The organism is Bradyrhizobium sp. RP6, from assembly GCF_003837805.1.
Lineage (GTDB): Bacteria > Pseudomonadota > Alphaproteobacteria > Rhizobiales > Xanthobacteraceae > Bradyrhizobium.
The window spans coordinates 65,754-83,323 of the sequence record NZ_RQIT01000014.1; the positions used below are offsets into that span (position 1 = coordinate 65,754).

The window sequence follows — 17,570 nt, forward strand, 5'->3', positions numbered from 1 at the left end:
TTGTTTCAAAGGCCCGTACGCCATCCTGCTAAAACTGATTCGCAGCTTTCGACAAGCGACGACCGGCCTCTTTGTGAAAGGCCGGTCGTGTTTCACCCTGAAAAATAAGGGTCGGATCGCAGGTCGCCGGTCTTTCTCCCCATAAATACAGCGAGAAAGTGAGGGGGCAACTGGCTAGACGCGTTCGATGATGATGGCCGGCGCCATGCCGCCGGCGGCGCACATGGTGACGAGCCCACGCTTGAGGTCGCGCCGTTCGAGCTCGTCGAGCACGGTGCCGATCAGGATCGAGCCGGTGGCGCCGATGGGATGGCCGAGGGCGATCGAGCCGCCATTGACGTTGACCTTGGCGCGGTCGAGCTTGAGGTCGCGGATATATTTTTCCGCCACCACCGCGAACGCCTCGTTGATCTCGAACAGGTCGATGTCGTCGATGGTCAGGCCCGCCTTCGCCAGCACTTTGCGGGTCGCCGGCACCGGCGCGTTCAGCATCAGGGTCGGCGAGTCCCCCATGTTCGCCATCGCGACCACGCGGGCGCGCGGCCTCAGGCCGTGTGCCCTGGCGTAAGCCGGCGAAGCCAGAAGGATCGCGGCAGCACCGTCGACGACGCCGGAGGAGTTGCCGGCGTGATGCACGAAGTCGATCTTCAGATCAGGATATTTCTGCAGGATCAGGCTGTGATAGGTCGTGCCCCTGTCGTCGAGCGCGTAGTCGGCGATCGCCGGGAATGCCGGCTTCAGGCTGCTGAGGCCCTCCATCGTGGTCTGCGGCCGCGGATATTCCTCATGGTCGAGCGCGAGGCTGCCGTCCTCGCGGTGGACGGGCACGAGGCTCTTCTTGAAGTGGCCGTTCGCGATCGCATGCGCGGCGCGCTTCTGGCTCTCCAGCCCGAACGCGTCGACATCCCTTCGCGTGATGCCTTCCATGGTCGCGATCGCATCGGCGCAGACGCCCTGATGCGACTGCGGATGCCGCGCGCGCAGGCGCAGATTGCCGCCGTCCATCATCATCGGACCGCCGCCGCGGCGTCCGTCCATCGACATCATCTCGCAGCCGCCGGCGATGACGAGGTCCTCAGTGCCCGCCATGATCGAGCTCGCGGCCATGTTGACGCTGGTGATGCCGGAGCCGCAGAAGCGGTCGAGCGTCACCGCGCTGGCGCGCACGTCGTAGCCGGCATCGAGTGCGGACATGCGGCCGAGATCACCGCTTTGCGTTGCGACCTGCGCGCTGCAGCCCCAGACGATGTCGTCGACGTCTGCCGTATTGATGCCGGTGCGATCGGCAAGCGCGCGCAGCACGGTTGCCCCGAGTTGCTGCGGATGAATCCCTGAGAGCGCTCCCTTGCCGGCCTTGCCGATGCCTCGCGGGGTCCGGCAGGCATCGATGATCAGCGCGTCAGCCATTGGCGTTGTCCTCTCGTTTATGGGTGTTGGGACGGTTTTGAATAAGGGGAAGAGTGGAGTCAATGCGCGGCGCTGCACGCCTTCTCCCGCCCTCAACCGGATTTTCCGCTACGCGAAAGCCTCAGCGACGTCGGGGCCGGGCTTGTCTCGGCCATCCACGCTTTACTCGGGGCAGGAACAACGTGGATGCCCGGGACAAGCCCGGGCATGACGATCTCTCAGGTGGCTCTAGATGGAAGAAGACCGCTACACCCCCGCCGCGTTCTTCGCGATCACGTTGCGGTAGAAGCTGGCGCTGAGTTTGGGGGTGCGAACCTGGGTGTCGAAATTGACATGGTACAGCCCAAAACGCTTGTTGAGGCCATAGACCCACTCGAAATTGTCCATCAGACTCCAGAGGAAATAGCCGCGCACCGGTACGCCCTCGCTGGTGGCGCGCTCGAGCTGGGCGAGATAGTTGCGCAAATACATGATGCGATCGGTGTCGTAGATCTTGCCGTCCGGCGTCACCGCATCGTCGCCGGATGCCCCGTTCTCGCTGATGTAGATCGCGTCTGTTTTCCATATCTTGGCGGCAAGCTTCGGCACCCAGTAGATCGTCTCGGGCCCGACGCGCAGCCAGTCCGAATTCATGTGCGGAAACGATTTCGGGATCGGCAGCGGCATGAAGCCCGCGCCCTTGTCGGAGGCCACGACGTAATTCTGTGGCGCGTAGATGTTGAGACCGAGGAAGTCGACCGGCGAGGAGATGATCTTGAGCTCCGCATCGGTGAATTTCGGCGCGTTGGGCCCGGCGAATTTCAGGAAGGCGTCGGTATAGCGCCCCGTCATGATGACGTTGAGATAGCCGGCATTCATCTCGCGCAGCGCGATCTCCGCGGCGCGAACGTTCTCCGGCGTGTCGATCGCGGGCGCGCAGGCATCGACGTTCTCGGCCGGCCCCACCCTGGTGCCGCGGCGGCCGTGAGCCCGCACCGCCTGCACCGCGAGCCCGTGCGCCAGCGCGCTGTTGTGCCTGATCTGGTTGATATCGGCTTGCGGCAGCGTCAGGCCCGGCGCGTCGATGCCGATGCCGTAACCGAAATAGACGAAGCGGCCGCTCTCGTTCAGCGTGAACACGTTCTTGACCCGGTCGGTCAGACGCTCGGCGACATAGGCCGCGTAATCGCCAAAGATCTTGCAGGTTTCCGTCGAACGCCAGCCGCCAAACCGGTCCTCGAGCGATTGGGGCAGGTCCCAATGATAGAGCGTCAGCCACGGCTCGATGCCGTTCTTCAGGAGCTCGTCGACGAGACGATTGTAGAAGTCGAGCCCCTTCGGGTTGGGCTTGCCGTCGCCGTCCGGAAACAGCCGCGGCCAGGCCACCGAGAAGCGATAGGCCCTGCAGCCGAGCTCCTTGATGAGCGCGATGTCCTCCTTGTAGCGGTGATAGTGCTCATTGGCGCGGTCGCCCGTGGTGCCGTCCTCGATCTTGCCGGGGATGCGAACGAACTTGTCCCAGATCGAGGGTCCTCGCCCGTCCTCGTCGACCGCGCCTTCCACCTGGTAGGACGAGGTCGCCGTGCCCCAGACGAATCCCGACGGAAAGCTGCTTCCACCGCGCGGCGGCCGAGCCGGCTTGGCTTCGGCTGCGTCGAGCGCGCCAGTCATCCCGGCTGCGGACAGCCCCGCGATCTTCGCAAGCTGGCGACGCGAGACCTTGTCCGTCATGAATGCTTCTCCGCTTCCGGGTTGTTGCGGACGCACAATGGCGAGTCGTGGGCGGTTTGAAAAGCAAGCTTTGGCGAAAGCCGGATACAGAATCTGACCGTCTTGGCGCGACATATGGATGCGGGCCGGCCGACGCGCTTGCTTCCGCTCAGCGCAAGCGCTTCGGCAATTTTCGCAGCTTGTCGGGATTGAACGCCGGCACCTGCTCGGCTCGTTCGCGTGCGGGCGGCTGCTGTTCCGTCAGAATGAGCGTGCCGTGGAGAATCATTCCCGGCACCTGCTGCGCCGTCGCGGTGTAGCTCGCGATCCTGCCGGGGCAATATCCCTCGATGGCCAGCGTGAGCTCATCTTCGATGCCGAAGACCGTCGAGCGCCCATCGGTATGACGCTTCGTCGATACGGTCGCAGTGAAGCGGTCGCCATCGACCGTGCAGGAGCCATGATACGTCATCAGGCTGTCACGGCCCCAAATCTGGCCGTCTGCGACGTGAACGATCCCGGTACCCTGGTCGAGCGGCGTCCTGTACCACGCCGCGTAGGTGCCGTCCTTCAGCATGGGAGCAGTCTCTCCTGATATTCCCACGCGGACCATTGGCATCATTTAACGCCAAGAAACAGTTAATGACCCTGCCCGTGCCAATCCGGTCTTTCCTTGCGCAGCTCGGCCTCGAGCTCCTCGATGATGCTGTGAAGCAGATGCGCGGCAAGCGGGTCGGTCACTTCGCGCTCCAAGTGGCGGTAACGCGCGATCAGGAACTCCTGCTCTTTCAACTGGCGTTCTGTCATCAGATGGGCCCTCCGACAAACCGACGCGGAGAGGACCGAGCAGTTTCATTAAAATTTTCAAACCATTTTCTATGGTTTCTGATGGGTTAAAGGCGCCAGGCTTCGCCGGCGGGGCCGGCGGTAGCGCCGCTCATCGTGCGTTCGCGAAACCGCGCGATCGCCTGGAGCAGGATCGGGCAAAACAGAACCGCTTCAGGCAAGACCCGGAGCCTCTGCACCGCATAGAACCCGCGCCGACCCGTAAGAGCACGGACACCTGATCTGAGGCAGCAAGCGATCAGAAGGAGCCTCGCAATGACCGGGAGCACCGCACCCATGCGCAATCCCTCGTCCAGGGGCCAGCCGCCCCTCCCCGGCGCACAACCCGTCGACATCGCCACGACCGAGCGGCGCGCCGCCGACTTGGAGATGGCGCGGGTGCTCAGGACCGAACCGACCCGCATGGCGCTGGACGCCTCCGGCGCCGGGATCGCGTACTGGAAACACGATCCATTGCATGACGTCGTCGAGCCCATGAGCCACCACGTGATCATGGCCTATAACGGCGTGATGCAGCGCATGGAGCGCCGGTCGGGAAAATCGGTTTCGATCGGCACGTTTCGTCCCGGAGTCGTGATCATCATTCCGGAAGGATCGAGCTCCCGATGGGACATTCCGAAGCCCGTCGATGTCGTTCAACTCTATCTTCCGAATGCGACACTGAAGCGCGTTGCCGGCGAAGCCGGATCGCAGGAGCGGCCGACCTGCTGGAGCGGACGGCGCACCCCGACCCCATTACATCCCGGCTGCTCTTGAGCGCAGCGGATGCGCTCGACGGCAATGGCGTCCTGGATACGCTGTTCCGGCACCAGGTGACGGATCTTCTTGCCACCCGCGTCCTGGCTGCGCACACGGGCTCGCCGGTCGCGTTCCAACCGACCATGGGCGGGCTGTCGCCGAAGGTCCTGCTCCGCGCGATCGAACGGTTGCGCTCGGACAGTGATGCGGACGTCTCGCTCGATGCGCTGGCGTCCGAGGCCGGCCTCTCGCGCTTTCACTTCTGCCGCGCCTTCAAGGAGAGCACCGGACTCTCGCCGCATGCCTGGCTGCGCCAACACCGGCTCGAGCAGGCCATGAAGATGCTGCGGGAAAGCGACGACCCGGTCGTCTCGATCGCTGTGGCGCTTGGCTATTCCTCGCAGACGGCGTTCGCCGCAGCCTTCAGGAAGCTCACCGGCGAAGCGCCGAGCGAATGGCGCAGGCGCATGCGTTAGCAGCAATCGCTCGATGGCGACAGCAATCGCTCTGGGGCAGCGGCACGCCTGATCGGTTAGACCATCACCATGTCCAATCCCACGACGGAGGCAAATGATGATCGGGAAAGGCTTCGTCCACCGGCTGGCAATCACCTCATCACGCAAGGGTCTCGCCACCGCGGTCGTGTACGGACTTACGCTGACTGTTCGCTTCACTTCAGCAACAGGTGACGACATTCCGCCGCAATCGGCACAACGCGCCCACCCGGTGATTTCGGTGATCACCGGGGACAGCTTCCGCCTGCCCTATCAGGACTGGAGCCGCAAGTCCGCGCGGTCGATCGTCTTTCGTCAGGGCTGGCCGCCCGGCTGTCCGCTCCAATAGGCGTCAGCAAGCTCGCTTCAACCATTCGCATCGTCGCTGACCGCAACAGCACTTGCCGCGAACCCGCAGCGGCGGCGGCAACGCGCCTGTGCCCAGGAAGATCAACCAAAGGAGACCGTCAATGCGACTAGTCATCATCGGCGCCGGCTTCGCCGGCATGTATGCCGCCCTTTCCGCTGCCCGCCTTCGCGATATCCAGGGCGTCTCGCCCGACGAACTCGAGATCGCGCTGGTCGCACCCGAGCCGACGCTGGTCGTCCGCCCGCGGCTCTACGAGAAGAATCCGGAGACCTTGACGGCACCGCTCCTCGATGTGCTCGAGGCGATCGACGTCACCTATGTTCAGGGCAGCGTCGAGACGGCCGAAACCCAATCCCGCATGGTGAGGGTCGCCACGGCCAAGGGCTCCAAGGAGACGCTCTCCTACGATCGGCTCGTGGTCGCCACCGGGAGCCGGCTGTTCCGCCCGAACATCCCGGGTCTTGCCGAGCACGGGTTCAGCGTCGACTCGCTCGACGATGCGATCGCGCTCGACAGGCACCTGCATGGGCTTGCCAAGCGGCCGGCCGCGAACGGGCGCGACACGGTCGTCGTCGCCGGCGGCGGCTTCACCGGCATCGAGGCGGCCACTGAAATTCCGGCGCGGCTCCGCGCAATCCTGGGGACGAACGCCAAGACTCGCGTCATCATCGTCGAGCGCAACAGCGCGATCGCACCCGACATGGGTGCAGGCCCGCGACCGATCATCGAGGGCGCCCTCCACAAGCTCGGCGTGGAGACCCGCCTCGGTGCCGGCGTCGCCTCGCTCGACGAGTGCGGCGTCACCTTGTCCAGCGGCGAACACATCGAAACCGAAACCGTGATCTGGGCTGCGGGTATTCGTGCGGCCCCTCTGACGGCGCAAATCCCTGCCGAGCGCGACAATTTCGGCCGGCTGCTGGTCGATCGCTGCCTGCGGGTGCCAGGCGTCGAGGGCGTCTTCGCGACCGGCGATGCGGCCCGCGCCGCGTGCGACGACGAGGGCAATTACGCACTGATGTCCTGCCAGCACGCCACGCGCCTGGGCGCCTTTGCGGGCAACAATGCCGCAGCCGAGTTGCTCGGCGTTCCGACCAGGCCCTACCACCAGAAGGCCTACGTCACCTGTCTCGATCTCGGCGAAGCCGGCGCACTGTTCACCCGCGGCTGGGATCGCAAGGTCGAGATGGTCGGTGATGTCGCCAAGAAGACGAAGCAGGAGATCAACACGGTCTGGATCTATCCGCCGAAGGCCGAACGCGCCGCTGCACTCGCGTCAGCCGATCCGGAACGCGTGACCAGCCTCTAGCTAGTGCGCGACGCCATGGCAGGCGGCGCTCCCCTGGCGGCGCCGCCTGCTCAAACAAAGACCAGCCAGAACAAGAACCGCAACAGGAGACCAACATGAACCTGCACAACACCTCCTCCCCCGCGACATTGAAGCCCGAAGAGCTTGTCCCGTCGCGCTACGCGCTGAAGGTCGGCGACATCGACGTGCTGGTGGTGAGCGACGGCGTGCTGCCGCTACCCTCCGAGATGTTGGCGCACAATGCCGACCCCGCGGTCCGCGCGGCCTGGCTGGAAGACATGTTCCTGCCGCCGGACGCGTTCGACTGGGCGTTGAACGTGGTCGTGGTGCGTAGCGGAGCGCAGACCATTCTGATCGACGCCGGGCTCGGATTGGACCCGGACCTGCACCTCCCGCGAGCCGGGCAGCTGGTCAAGCGACTGGAGGCCGCCGGCATCGATCTGGCATCCGTGACCGACGTGGTGCTGACCCACATGCACATGGACCATGTCGGCGGGTTGCTCGTCGAAGGCGTGAAAGACCGGCTGCGTCCGGACCTGCGGATCCATGTGGCAGCCGCCGAAGTCACGTTCTGGGAGTCGCCCGATTTCTCCCGCGTCTCCATGCCGCCGGGATTCCCCGACGCGCTTCGACAGACGGCCAAGCGGTTCGCGCACGAATATCACAACCAGCTCCGGACGTTTGAAGCCGAATTCGAGGTCGCGCCGGGGGTGGTGGTCTGCCGCACCGGCGGTCACACCCCCGGGCACAGCGTGGTCCGCCTGACCTCCGGCGGCGAGCGACTGACATTCGCCGGTGACCTCGTGTTCACCGTCGGGTTCGAACACCCAGACTGGCACAACGGCTTCGAACACGATCCCGAGGAAGCCGCCCGCGTCAGAGTGAACCTTTTGCGGGAGCTTGCGGCGAACCGCGAGCTGCTGGTGGCCACGCATATGCCGTTCCCGTCCGTCGGTCATGTCGCTGTCGCCGGCGACGCTTTCCGCTGGGTGCCCGTGTCCTGGGACTATTGAGCCTCGTGCGCCCCGTGCTTCCTTCTCCTTTTAGGAGAAGGAAGCATCAGCGCTTGCTGTAACTCAGAACGTCACCCGCATTCCCGCGTAAAATGCCCTTGGCCTCGCCGGGCTCAGCGAGCGCGGGTCGACGAACTCCGCGCCGCCATTGGTGAAGTTGGGCAGGGCCTCGCGGTCGAAGAACTGGCCGTAGGTCGCGTAGCGCTTGTCGAACACGTTGTCGACGCGGCCGTAGAGCTGGATGTTCTTCGTCACCTGGTAGGAGGTGTGGAGATTGAACACCGTATAGGACGGCAGCTTCGCGAACTGGTTCGACTCGTCGCCGACGATGTATTGGCTGGAGACGAACAGGGCGTTGCCGCCGACCTTCCAGACATCGGTCACGGCGTAGTCGACGCCGACCTTGACGCGGTGGCGCGGGATCGCGGGGATCTGGTTGCCGGGTCTGACCTGGATGGTCTCGGTGGCGTCATCGGCGAACGGGCTTTCCGAGCCGAGTTCGAGCGGATCAAGGAAGCGCGCATCGACGAAGGCGTAGCTCGCCTGGAATTGCAGCGTGGGCGACTTGATGTTGACCTCCGCTTCCAGCCCTTGCCGCCGTGTCCGGCCGACATTGGTGAAATAGCCAAAGCCCGTCCGCCCGACGGCGGGCACCGCTACGATGTCGTCATGGTTGGTGGCGCGAAAGCCGCCGATTTTCCATCCCAGCGTGCCGATATTCAGCTCCCTGGTGCCGCGGAAGCCGGCCTCCACCGTTTTGGAGACGACCTGCTTCAACGGCGGATCCGCAACCAGGAAGGCCGCGATGAGACAGGGCCGGGCGGGATCCGCACAGCCGAGCTCGAGCGGTGTCGGCACGCGGTTGGCCTCGGAATAGCCGGCATAGGCGGTCAATCCCGGCGTGATCTTGTAGGTGCCGCCGATCATCGGATTGAAGCGGGTATAGGTGTGATCGCCGTTCAGCGCGGTGCCGAGCTGGTCTTCCAGCGAGATCCGCGCCGCGTTGAAGCGGCCGCCGCCGGTGATGGCGAAAGCGTCCGTGACGTTGAACGTGTCCATCGCGTAGAGACCGTTGTATTGATTGACGGTCCGCAACGAGACGGGGCCGGCAACGGGATCTGCCGCGGGAGTCGCCCCCAGGAAAACACCGCTGCCGCTGACGACGTAGTTCTCTCCCATCGATCCGAGCTCGGAGCTGGCGTTGTAGCGCGTGGTGCTGGCGTCATAGGTTGCGCCCATCACGAAGCGGTTGTCGTGACCGAACAGTTGATCGGTGTTGGTGGCCTGCCCTGACACGCCGAACGTGGTCGAACGGATCGAGCTCCGGTCGATCGCGCCCAGGATCGTTCCCGGCGCGAAGGGGTTGGCGAGTTGCACGCCGCCCGCGCCGTTGGCGGGTGTGGTGTCGTCGCCGAAGCAGAGCAGCGCCGCATCTGCAGCGCACTCCTCCACGTCGGTTGGATTGCCGTCGACGATGTTCTGCTCGAACCTGCGCACATGGGCGGTGCCTTCGAGCGTCCAGGTCGGCGTCGCGTCGGCCTTTCCGGTCAGGTTGAGATAGCCGACGCGGTTGGCGGTGGTCTGCGGTGTGGTGTAGGTCGCGCCCCAATATTTATCCAGCAACTCGGCCGGGACGGTGGCGCTGGCGCCGAAATTGTTCTTTGCGACACCCATGTTGGCGTGGAATTTGCTGTCGCCGGCCTTGTAGCCGACATCGCCGTAGAAGCGCCGAACGGTCGATTGCGAGAAGTTGCGGAAGCCGTTGTCATGCAAGCCTTCGAGCGCGGCATAGACGGCGTAGTTCTTGTCGACCTGCTTGCCCCATTGCGCCGAGCCCTGGATGCGGCCGAACGAGCCACCCATCACGTCGATCTCGGCGCCCTGATAGGTGAAGCCGTCCTTCATTTGCAGGTTGATCGCGCCGCCCAGCGCGTTGAGGCCGAAGGCGGGATTGTTGGTCACCAGCGTCACCGACCTGATCGCGGCGGTGGGAATCAGGTCCCAATTGACGGCGTCCGAGAAGGCTTCGTTGATGCGGACGCCGTTCTGATACACCGCAAGGCCTTGCGGCGTCCCGGTCACGGGCGAGGCGACGAAGCCGCGGAACTCGACATCAGGTGTGAACGGATTGCCGGTGACTTCGCTGATGTTGATGCCGGCGATATTGTCGCGCAGGGCGTCGGTGACGTTCAGCGAATTGGTGCGCCTAATCTGGCTGGCATCGACGGCATTGATCGAAGACGGAACCTTGTCGACGTCGAGGCCGCGGCCGGTACCCGGCGCGGTTGGAAAGACGTATAGGCGTGTCCTTGGACTGGCGGAGCCCGGCGCCCCCACGCGTGCGATTGGTCGCGATGGCGCGGCGCGTCTCGCCGCCGCAGGCGGTGGCGCCGCAACCTCGACCGGCGGCAGGTTCTGGATGTTGGTCTCCTCGTCCTGCGCGGCTATCGCGCTGGTCGCAACAACCATTCCCGTGGAAACTGAAATGATGACCAGACCACGAACGCCCATTCTTGCCCGCCTCCACCCGTATCGTCCTGCTCTCTCGTTTCCCCGCCGGTTGGGCGAACGATACAGGCCAACAGCCGAAGAGCACCAGCCGTAAAGTGTCCGCCCGGTCCGGAGCTTAAATTCCCGATAAAATCGGGAATTATTCCCGATCCACCCAGCGGCGTGCGCGCGCCTCATCGGGATCGGCTGGGAACTATTCCCGGCCGCCGCGAGACTTTTTGCCGAACTTCGCGAAAGACCTTCGTGCAATCCTTGGCTCGACATCGCGATCTGATCGCGAGTCATTCATCCGTAGACTCACCCCGCCCTCCTGGGCGGGGTGCCTTTACGGCAAGCAAGAATACAGGAGGACATGATGACGTTGGGGGAACGCTTTTCCGTTCGATATTCATCGGCTCGGCCAGGTAGCCTCGCCTTGGGTCTTCTCGCAGGCTTGGGCCTCGCCGCATTCATCACCGCCGCGCCTGCACAGGATTCGGCAAAGAACCCGACGCCGGAGAGCATCAAGGCGATCACCTCGCAGGTCGACGGCGCCTACATCAAGGCCAACGCCGCGACTTCCAACAACTGGCCGACGATCGGTCTCGACTACGCCGAGACCCGCTTTTCGAAGCTCAATCAGATCACGAGCGCCAACGTCAAAGGCCTCGGCCTAGTCTGGACCTACAATCTCGAATCCTCGCGCGGGGTCGAGGCGACGCCGGTCGTCGTCGACGGCATCATGTACCAGACGGCCTCCTGGAGCGTCGTGCATGCCATCGACGCGCGCACCGGCAAGCGCATCTGGACGTTCGATCCGGAAGTCAATCGCGAGCTCGGTTACAGGGGCTGCTGCGACGTCGTCAACCGCGGAGTCGCACTCTACAAGGGCAAGGTGTTCGTGGCCGCCTATGATGGCCGCCTGATCGCGCTCGACGCGGCAACCGGCAAGAAGGTCTGGGAAAAGGACACGCTGATCGACCACGAGCATTCCTACACGATCACCGGCGCACCGCGCGTCTTCAACGGCAAGGTCGTGATCGGACAAGGCGGCGCCGAATATGGCGCGCGCGGCTACGTCACCGCCTACGATGCCGAAAGCGGAAACCAACTCTGGCGCTGGTTCACCGTCCCCGGCGATCCGTCGAAGCCGTTCGAAGACGAGTCGATGGAGAAGGCGGCCAAGACCTGGGATCCCGCCGGCCAATATTGGCTCAACGGCGGCGGCGGCACGCCATGGGACACCATCACCTTCGACCCCGATCTCAACCTCGTCTACATCGGCACCGGCAACGGCTCGCCCTGGAATAGGAACGTTCGCAGTCCCGCCGGCGGCGACAATCTCTACCTCGCCTCGATCGTGGCGCTGAACGCCGATACCGGCAAGTATGTCTGGCATTATCAGGAGACGCCCGGCGACCACTGGGACTACACCTCGACCCAGCCGATGATCCTCGCCGACATCAACATCGACGGCGCGCCGCGCAAGGTGATCCTGCACGCGCCCAAGAACGGCTTCTTCTTCCTGATCGACCGCACCAACGGCAAATTCATCTCGGCGAAGAATTTCGTCGATGTGAACTGGGCCACCGGCTACGACGTCAACGGCCGCCCGATCGAGGTGCCGGCCGCGCGTGGCGACGCCGCGTACGACTCGATCCCGGGACCCTACGGCGCCCACAACTGGCATCCGATGTCGTTCAACCCGCAGACCGGGCTGGTCTATCTGCCGGCGCAGAACGTGCCGCTGAACCTCATTCCGGAAAAGAAATTCAAGCAGAATGCCGCAACGCCGGGCAAATTCGGCGGCGCCACCGGCTGGAATGTCGGCTTCGTGCTCAATGGAGAGCCGCCCAAGAGTCTTCCGTTCGGACGCCTGATCGCGTGGGACCCGGTCAGACAGAAGGAAGCCTGGCGGGTCGAATACCCCTCGCCATGGAACGGCGGCACGCTGACCACGGCCGGAAACCTGGTGTTCCAGGGCACGGCGGATGGACGCTTCGTCGCCTATGACGCGATGACCGGCAAGGCGCTGTGGGAAACACCGACCGGCACCGGCGTCGTCGCGGCGGCTTCGACCTACATGCTCGATGGCGTGCAGTATGTCTCGATTGCCGTCGGCTGGGGCGGAGTCTATGGCATGGCACAGCGGGCGACCGAGCGGCAAAGCCCTGGAACGGTCTACACGTTCGCGCTCAACGGCAAGGCACCGCTGCCGGAGTTCGTGAAGTACCAGACCGAGGGCCTTCTCCAGGGCGTGAAGTACGATCCGAAGGACGTGCCGGAAGGAACGGCGCTCTACGTCGCCGCCTGCGCCACCTGCCATGGCGTGCCCGGTGTCGACAAGGGCGGCAACGTCCGCAACCTCGGCTACGTGCCGGCGGAGGAGATCGCCAACCTCAAGAACATCGTCTTCAAGGGGCCGTTCCGCGACAAGGGCATGCCGGACTTCACGGGCAGGCTGACCGAAGCCGACGTCGTGAAGATTCAGGCATTCATCCAAGGCACGGCTGACGCAATACGGCCGAAGAAGTGACGCGGCGATACGGCTGCGGCAGGCATTGCCGCAGCCGGCTCATCCGACGCACGCGGCACGCTTCAATGCTTTGGAACATCATGCATTTCAGAGAGATCCATTGAGTCCCATACTCGTCGTCGACGACCATCCCATCATCGCCGAGGCCTGTCGTATCGTGCTGGGGGAGGTCGAAGATGTGGTCGCTGCGCGCGACGTGCCGAGCGGCTATGAAGCATTCCTGGAGCACCGCCCTGGGGTCGTCATCCTCGATTTGACGTTTCCGGGAGAAGCACTAGGCGGTGTCGACTTGCTGCACCGCGCGATCTTGCCGGCGGAGAAGACAGGTCGAACTGACGCGCGACCACCTGATCTATTGCAGGAGCTGAAGCAGCGCGCGTCCGGCAGGCGTCTTCAGTTCTTTCTCATCCAGCGTTCCGTCGTGATCCGGATCGGCTGCCTCGAAACGCTGCGAGACGACGGCGAGATATTCATTCACCGAAAGCGTTCCATCGTGGTCGGGATCTGCTGCAGCGATCTCTTTGGCGGATAATCTGCCCCGCAACTCCCGCACGTCCAGCGTGCCGTCGTGATCCGGGTCGAGCCTGGCGAAAAGCGCCGTCGCTGCCCTCCTGACCTCGATGTGGTCCAGCGTCCCGTCGCTGTCGGTATAGAACTTCCTGACAGGATCACCGCGGGAAGCTGCCAGCGCAGATCCCGACACCATCACGACGGCCAGAATCGAGACCATCCATCGGCCAGATTTCGGCATTTCGAGCTCTCCCGGAGGTCGTAGACGTCACATTCAGATCAGGACGAGGCGGTCGGAATCAAGGCCTCCACGGTCAAGCCGGCATCGCCGGAGACGACGTTGAGCGTGCCGCCCAGCGCCAGGATCCGCTCACGCATCCCGACGAGGCCGAAGCCGAGCTTCTGGCCCGGCTCCATCCCGCGGCCGTTGTCGCTGACCCGCACCCGGGCGCAGCCGCGGCCGTCGTGAGCCATCTGCTCCACCGGTTCGATGACGACATTGACCGAGGTCGCACCGGCGTGCCGGAACACATTGGTCAGCGCCTCCTGCACGATCCGATAAATGGTGAGATCGGCGGTCTCGCCGGTTGCGCCCAGCGCCGGCGAGATCACGGTCTCGATCGCGACGTCGGGATGCGACTCCCGCCACAGCCGCGACAGGGATTCGAGCGCCTTGCGCAAGCCGAGCTCGGCAAGGCCCACGGGCCGAAGGCGCTCCAGCACGCGGCGGTTGAACTGCTGGAGTGCATTGATCTGCTCCAGCATGGCGCTGCCATGCTTTCGCACGGCATCCGCACTCGGGTCGCGTCCCTCCGCCAGCTTGGCCAGCGCGCTCGCATGCGCGCGCAGCGAGAACAAGTAAGGCCCGAACTCGTCATGGAGCTCGCGCGCAATCTCCTTGCGCTCGACATCCTGCAGCGATACCGCACGCTCGGCAAGACGCCGCTTGTCCTCGACCGCCGCACCAAGCGTTGCGGCAAGGTGGTTGAGCTTGGTGCAGATCGCGGCGAGCTCCGGCGCGCCGCCCGGCGCGACACGGGCGTCGTAATGTCCGCCTTCGAGCTTCCCCATTGCCTCCGCCAGCGACTGGAGCGGCGCCAGCGCCCGGCCGACCACGTTCATCATCAGGAAGAACAGAGCGAGCGCGATCACCGAGCCGACCTCGAGCTGGGTCACGATCCCGTCCCAGATCTCGGCGATCTCGTCGTCGGGATGCGAGGTGATCACGAGTGAGGCGGGCTTGCCATGGATCGAGACCGGCACGCTGACCGCGGTCTGCTCGGGATGAACCAGGGCGACGAACCAGGCCGGCGGCGCGCGCGTGTCGGCGTCGGCGTCAAGCCGGGGGGGCGTCAGCGGCTGGCCGCCGGCGCCCCGGAGCGTAATGCTGACATGGCGCAGACGGCTGAGATCGCGTGCGATCTGGTTGAGCCTGGCATCCGGATCGGGAGCCTCGTTGAGATCCGCCACGATCATCTCGATGAACTCTCGGGCAAGGCGGATCACGCTCTGGTCTTCGGCCTGCACGCGCGGCCCGGCTTCCGCGACCTGCCGGCCGATATTGACGGCGAGCCCCAGCGCCAGCAGCAGCGCCAGCAAGAGGTTGATGCGCCCGCGCAAGGATAAATTCTGCCACATTGGTATCGCCTATGCCTCGCGAAGGATGCCCGCACCTGTCCGATGGCGTTGACAGAGGCGAAGCGCCCGATATCTAATCGGAAGCGTACAGCAATCCCAGCCGGGTTGCATGAGGCCACATGAGGCGCGCAGCTCCTCATGCCGGCAACATGCGGCGCAAGACAGGCAAATTCCAACACGGGAACGCGCTGTCGCGGGGAACGCCTATGCGCATTCTGATCGTCGACGATCATCCCATTGTCGCCTCCGGCTGCCGTGCCGTGCTGGCCGACGAGGGGGAGATCGAGATTTTGGAGGCCGCCGACGCCGAAGACGGCGAGTGCGTCTTCATCGTCGAACGTCCCGACCTCTGCATCATCGACATCAACCTGCCGACCGTCTCAGGCTTCGAGCTCGCGCGCCGCATCCTCGAGCGCACGCCCGAAGCCCGCATCATCATGTTCAGCATGAACGACGATCCTGCTTTCGCCGCGCGGGCGATCGAGTGCGGCGCCAAGGGCTATGTCTCCAAGACCGGCGATCCCGACGATCTCGTCCAGGCGATCCGCGCCGTCGGCGGCGGCGGCACGTACCTTCCGACCGCGATCGCGCGCAGCATCGCCTTTGCTGGGCCGACTCTGGCGCAAAGCCCGCTGTCGAAGCTGAATGCCCGCGAAATGGAGATCCTGCGGTTGCTCAGCGCCGGCAAGAGCCTGTCCGAGATCGCCTGGCTGGTGCAATCGTCCTACAAGACGGTGGCCAATACCTCGTCCATCATGCGCCAGAAGCTCGGGGTGAAAACCTCCGTCGAGCTGGTGCGGCTGGCGATCGACAGCGGCGTCGCCTGACGACGCCGCAAATTTCGGTCACATAAGCGCTGCAATGTTGATGTCGTGAGATGCCACGGAGTTTCAGGCATGACGATCCAGACCGTCTCGACGAATAAATCCTACGGCGGTGTGCAGGGCGTCTATCGCCATGCAAGCCAGGCGACCGGAACCGACATGGTGTTCTCGGTCTACGTTCCGCCGCATGCGGACGACGCCAAGCTGCCCGTGGTCTGGTACCTCTCCGGGCTCACCTGCACGCATGCCAATGTCACGGAGAAGGGCGAATTCCGCAAAGCCTGCGCCGACCTCGGCCTGATCTTCGTCGCGCCCGATACCTCTCCGCGCGGGCCGGATGTGCCTGGTGATGCCAACAACGCCTATGATTTCGGCCTCGGCGCCGGCTTCTATGTCGATGCGACGCAGGAACCGTTCGCGCGCAATTATCGGATGTGGAGCTATGTCACCGACGAGTTGCCCAAGCTGGTCGCGGAAAACTTTCCGGTCGACGCCAAGCGGCAATCGGTGATGGGACACTCGATGGGCGGCCACGGTGCGCTGACGGTTGCGCTGCGCAACCCGCACCGGTTTCGCGCGGCAAGCGCGTTCGCGCCAATCGTGGCGCCTTCGCAGGTGCCTTGGGGCATCAAGGCCCTGACCGGCTATCTCGGACCGAACAAGGATTCCTGGCGCAACCACGATACGGTGGCGCTGATCGAGGACGGTGCGAAATTCTCGGGGTTCCTGGTCGACTATGGCGATGCCGACAATTTCTTGAAGGAGCAGCTCAAGCCGGAGCTGCTCCAGGAGGCCTGCACCAAAACCAATATCCCGCTGACGCTGCGCCGGCAGGTGGGCTACGACCACAGTTACTATTTCATCTCGACGTTCATGAGCGACCACCTGCACTGGCACGCGGCAAGATTGACGGCGTGATCTCTGCGCGCCATGCCTTCTTCCTTCTCCCCTTGCGGGTGAAGGTGGCGCGAAGCGCCGGATGAGAGGTATCTCTCCGCGTCCCAAGGCGTGAATTGGATTCGCGGAGACATACCCCTCACCCGGCTCGCCGCTTCGCGGCGAGCCGACCTCTCCCGCAAGCACCCCGCAAGCACACCGGCGCTCGCGGAGAGAAGAACTACTCCGGCCTTCCAAAATTCGGCGCCAGCAGGCGGTTGCGGATCAGGTAGCTCATCGTGCGCGACCAGGATTCGTCGGTGTTGCCGCGCATGTCGGCGCTGGCGACGGTGATCATGTTGCCGGTCTTCACGTCGCGCAAATAGATGTTGAGATTGATGATCAGGTTCGAGACCTTCTGCACCAGGCCGGTGATCTCCAGGTCGGCGCCGAGCTGGCCGGCGAGCTTGAGATCGCAGCCGCCGCAGGCCTGCAGATTGGCGTGACGGGCGGCATCCCGAACCGGCGCGATATCGAGCACCTGGAACTTGCCTGAATCTGCCAGTTCCTTGCGCAGCTGCTCGCTGATGCGCTCGAGCCGCGCCTGCTCGGGCTTCGAGCCGTAGAACTCGCCCGGCAGGCTGGTGTCGATCAGCTCGAAATCGAACACCGCGAGTTTCGGCGGATCTGCAAGCGCGACCGAGCCCGTCAACAGCAAAGCGGCGAGACATATCAATGCTCGCATGATCGTGAATCCTGGTCTCGCGCGCGCGAGGACGAAATGCGGGGTTGCAAGGCGGGCCAAATCGGTCATGCTCGAAGCAGAAACAATT

Annotated in this window: 14 protein-coding genes and 1 pseudogene; 7 read left to right on the top strand and 8 right to left on the bottom strand. The window is 64.3% G+C overall.

Annotated elements, in window-relative coordinates:
- Window positions 1-174: 174 nt before the first annotated feature.
- The 4 genes from EHH60_RS23475 to EHH60_RS37665 all read right to left on the bottom strand — a co-directional run bounded on the left by EHH60_RS23475 (window position 175) and on the right by EHH60_RS37665 (window position 3,903).
- A complete protein-coding gene (locus EHH60_RS23475) occupies window positions 175-1,407 on the bottom strand; it encodes an acetyl-CoA C-acetyltransferase (protein ID WP_124161795.1) in 1,233 nt (410 codons plus the stop codon).
- Window positions 1,408-1,653: 246 nt separating this feature from the next.
- Window positions 1,654-3,117 carry a GH1 family beta-glucosidase gene (locus tag EHH60_RS23480; protein WP_124161796.1) on the bottom strand — a complete coding sequence of 488 codons (1,464 nt, stop codon included), beginning with the start codon at window positions 3,115-3,117 and terminating at the stop codon, window positions 1,654-1,656.
- Between the two features lie 148 nt (window positions 3,118-3,265).
- Entirely contained in the window at window positions 3,266-3,673 is a 408-nt protein-coding gene (locus EHH60_RS23485; protein WP_199751840.1) for a hypothetical protein, read from the bottom strand.
- A gap of 62 nt (window positions 3,674-3,735) precedes the next feature.
- The gene (locus EHH60_RS37665) at window positions 3,736-3,903 is read right to left on the bottom strand and encodes a hypothetical protein (RefSeq protein WP_199751842.1); all 168 of its coding nucleotides are present in this window, start codon (window positions 3,901-3,903) and stop codon (window positions 3,736-3,738) included.
- 294 nt (window positions 3,904-4,197) lie between these two features.
- Here EHH60_RS37665 and EHH60_RS23490 point away from each other — a divergent pair.
- The 4 genes and pseudogenes from EHH60_RS23490 (at window position 4,198) to EHH60_RS23505 (ending at window position 7,863) form a co-directional block, all read left to right on the top strand.
- Window positions 4,198-5,156 (top strand): annotated as a pseudogene (locus EHH60_RS23490) (helix-turn-helix transcriptional regulator).
- A 94-nt stretch (window positions 5,157-5,250) separates the two neighbouring features.
- A complete protein-coding gene (locus EHH60_RS23495; protein ID WP_124161798.1) occupies window positions 5,251-5,523 on the top strand; it encodes a hypothetical protein in 273 nt (90 codons plus the stop codon).
- Between the two features lie 121 nt (window positions 5,524-5,644).
- Window positions 5,645-6,850, top strand: coding sequence for an NAD(P)/FAD-dependent oxidoreductase (locus tag EHH60_RS23500; protein WP_124161799.1), 1,206 nt, complete (start codon window positions 5,645-5,647; stop codon window positions 6,848-6,850).
- 95 nt (window positions 6,851-6,945) lie between these two features.
- Window positions 6,946-7,863 (top strand): MBL fold metallo-hydrolase, encoded by a 918-nt coding sequence (locus tag EHH60_RS23505; RefSeq protein WP_124161800.1) that lies wholly within the window; start codon window positions 6,946-6,948, stop codon window positions 7,861-7,863.
- Between the two features lie 63 nt (window positions 7,864-7,926).
- Here EHH60_RS23505 and EHH60_RS23510 read toward each other — a convergent pair whose 3' ends face one another.
- The gene (locus EHH60_RS23510; RefSeq protein WP_124161801.1) at window positions 7,927-10,374 is read right to left on the bottom strand and encodes a TonB-dependent receptor; all 2,448 of its coding nucleotides are present in this window, start codon (window positions 10,372-10,374) and stop codon (window positions 7,927-7,929) included.
- A gap of 355 nt (window positions 10,375-10,729) precedes the next feature.
- On the opposite strand from EHH60_RS23510, the gene EHH60_RS23515 reads away from it, so the two are divergent.
- Window positions 10,730-12,889, top strand: coding sequence for a PQQ-dependent dehydrogenase, methanol/ethanol family (locus tag EHH60_RS23515; protein ID WP_124161802.1), 2,160 nt, complete (start codon window positions 10,730-10,732; stop codon window positions 12,887-12,889).
- Between the two features lie 352 nt (window positions 12,890-13,241).
- Here EHH60_RS23515 and lanM read toward each other — a convergent pair whose 3' ends face one another.
- Complete coding sequence (gene lanM / locus EHH60_RS23525; RefSeq protein WP_124161803.1) at window positions 13,242-13,640, bottom strand: lanmodulin LanM; 399 nt, start codon at window positions 13,638-13,640, stop codon at window positions 13,242-13,244.
- 38 nt (window positions 13,641-13,678) lie between these two features.
- Entirely contained in the window at window positions 13,679-15,037 is a 1,359-nt protein-coding gene (locus EHH60_RS23530) for a histidine kinase (RefSeq protein ID WP_124161804.1), read from the bottom strand.
- A gap of 206 nt (window positions 15,038-15,243) precedes the next feature.
- Between EHH60_RS23530 and EHH60_RS23535 the strand changes: the two genes are divergently transcribed.
- Together EHH60_RS23535 and fghA are read left to right on the top strand one after the other, a co-directional pair.
- Window positions 15,244-15,864: a response regulator gene (locus EHH60_RS23535; RefSeq protein WP_124161805.1), complete on the top strand. Its 621-nt coding sequence runs from the start codon at window positions 15,244-15,246 to the stop codon at window positions 15,862-15,864.
- A gap of 69 nt (window positions 15,865-15,933) precedes the next feature.
- Window positions 15,934-16,779, top strand: coding sequence for an S-formylglutathione hydrolase (gene fghA, locus EHH60_RS23540; RefSeq protein ID WP_124161806.1), 846 nt, complete (start codon window positions 15,934-15,936; stop codon window positions 16,777-16,779).
- Window positions 16,780-16,978: 199 nt separating this feature from the next.
- Here fghA and EHH60_RS23545 read toward each other — a convergent pair whose 3' ends face one another.
- Entirely contained in the window at window positions 16,979-17,551 is a 573-nt protein-coding gene (locus tag EHH60_RS23545) for a DUF3280 domain-containing protein (protein WP_124161807.1), read from the bottom strand.
- Window positions 17,552-17,570 lie beyond the last annotated feature (19 nt).

Excerpts from the sequence above, each read along its gene's own strand:
- EHH60_RS23510 (WP_124161801.1), bottom strand. The coding sequence starts at position 10,374 with ATGGGCGTTCGTGGTCTGGTCATCATTTCAGTTTCCACGGGAATGGTT.
- EHH60_RS23535 (WP_124161805.1), top strand. The coding sequence starts at position 15,244 with ATGCGCATTCTGATCGTCGACGATCATCCCATTGTCGCCTCCGGCTGC.
- EHH60_RS23530 (WP_124161804.1), bottom strand. The coding sequence starts at position 15,037 with ATGTGGCAGAATTTATCCTTGCGCGGGCGCATCAACCTCTTGCTGGCG.
- EHH60_RS23495 (WP_124161798.1), top strand. The coding sequence starts at position 5,251 with ATGATGATCGGGAAAGGCTTCGTCCACCGGCTGGCAATCACCTCATCA.
- EHH60_RS23500 (WP_124161799.1), top strand. The coding sequence starts at position 5,645 with ATGCGACTAGTCATCATCGGCGCCGGCTTCGCCGGCATGTATGCCGCC.
- EHH60_RS23475 (WP_124161795.1), bottom strand. The coding sequence starts at position 1,407 with ATGGCTGACGCGCTGATCATCGATGCCTGCCGGACCCCGCGAGGCATC.
- EHH60_RS23505 (WP_124161800.1), top strand. The coding sequence starts at position 6,946 with ATGAACCTGCACAACACCTCCTCCCCCGCGACATTGAAGCCCGAAGAG.
- EHH60_RS23480 (WP_124161796.1), bottom strand. The coding sequence starts at position 3,117 with ATGACGGACAAGGTCTCGCGTCGCCAGCTTGCGAAGATCGCGGGGCTG.
- EHH60_RS23545 (WP_124161807.1), bottom strand. The coding sequence starts at position 17,551 with ATGACCGATTTGGCCCGCCTTGCAACCCCGCATTTCGTCCTCGCGCGC.
- EHH60_RS23485 (WP_199751840.1), bottom strand. The coding sequence starts at position 3,673 with ATGCTGAAGGACGGCACCTACGCGGCGTGGTACAGGACGCCGCTCGAC.
- EHH60_RS23515 (WP_124161802.1), top strand. The coding sequence starts at position 10,730 with ATGACGTTGGGGGAACGCTTTTCCGTTCGATATTCATCGGCTCGGCCA.
- fghA (WP_124161806.1), top strand. The coding sequence starts at position 15,934 with ATGACGATCCAGACCGTCTCGACGAATAAATCCTACGGCGGTGTGCAG.
- EHH60_RS37665 (WP_199751842.1), bottom strand. The coding sequence starts at position 3,903 with ATGACAGAACGCCAGTTGAAAGAGCAGGAGTTCCTGATCGCGCGTTAC.
- lanM (WP_124161803.1), bottom strand. The coding sequence starts at position 13,640 with ATGCCGAAATCTGGCCGATGGATGGTCTCGATTCTGGCCGTCGTGATG.